This window comes from Campylobacter showae CC57C (assembly GCF_000344295.2).
Lineage (GTDB): Bacteria > Campylobacterota > Campylobacteria > Campylobacterales > Campylobacteraceae > Campylobacter_A > Campylobacter_A showae_B.
This window is the reverse complement of the sequence record NZ_AOTD01000145.1, coordinates 1-949: the sequence shown is the minus strand read 5'-3', so window position 1 is coordinate 949 and position 949 is coordinate 1. Positions and strand designations below refer to the sequence as shown.

Here is a 949-nt window from a genome sequence, read left to right as displayed (position 1 = left end):
CGGAAAAGCACTCGCGAGACAAGCCGCAAATCAGAATCAATCACTTAAAAACTCTGTGATTTTCTCTTCACACTCCCCGACGCTGCCGCTAAATTTACTCTCAAACTGTGATCTGTTAAACGTCCGCTGACGCTTGGCCAGCTGTGCCGTGTGCGTGCATATGACCTCCTCCAGTTCGGCCTGGGTTTTGATCTCGCCTAGCAAAAACTCGCCGCACTCTTTTAGACCGACCGAGTTTAGCGGCTTTGGTCGCTGTGGATACCGTGCAAACAGCTCCCGCGCCTCGTCCAGCAAACCCTGCTCAAACATCGCTCGCGTGCGCTCTTTGATGCGTTCTCTTAGCTCGTCCCTATCCCAGCTAAGCTCGAAAATCGCCAAATTTGACGCTACGGGGGCTAGGGTATTTTCGCGAAGATACGAGCTCGGGGTCTCATCGCGCCCGCTAGAGCACAAAAACGAGTGGATATCAAACCACTTTTGCAAGCGGTAGGTGTCGTTTGCGCTAAATTTGGCGGCAAATTCAGGATCGAGGCTTGAAACCAGCTCGTAAATTTGAGCATTGCTTAGGCCGCTTTCTACACGCTCAAATTTAGGCGTGAGACCCGATAACAGCGCCTTTAGATAAAATCCGCTGCCGCCAGTTATAAATAAATTTTTTCCGTTTTTTTGCGCAAATTCGCGAGCCGTTTTATAAACCTCAAAAAACATACCGACGTCAAAATGCTCGTCAGGCATCAGCAAATTTACCCCAAAATGCCGAACTGAGGCCAGCTCGTCCGCGCTGGGCTTGGCGCTAGCGATATCGATAAATTTATAAACGCAAAGCGAATCAAGACTCAGAATCACTCCGTTAAATTCGCTTGCGAGCTTTAGCGCGAGCGCCGTTTTGCCGCTAGCTGTGGTGCCGATAAGGGCGAATTCTTTCATAAAAATGCCTTAAAATTCGTAA

1 protein-coding gene is annotated in these 949 nt (G+C 49.3%); it reads right to left on the bottom strand.

All coding sequences use genetic code 11. The features are described from left to right. Positions 1 to 36 precede the first annotated feature (36 nt). Positions 37 to 927 (bottom strand): tRNA (adenosine(37)-N6)-dimethylallyltransferase MiaA, encoded by an 891-nt coding sequence (gene miaA / locus H740_RS05590; protein ID WP_002952262.1) that lies wholly within the window; start codon positions 925 to 927, stop codon positions 37 to 39. Positions 928 to 949 lie beyond the last annotated feature (22 nt).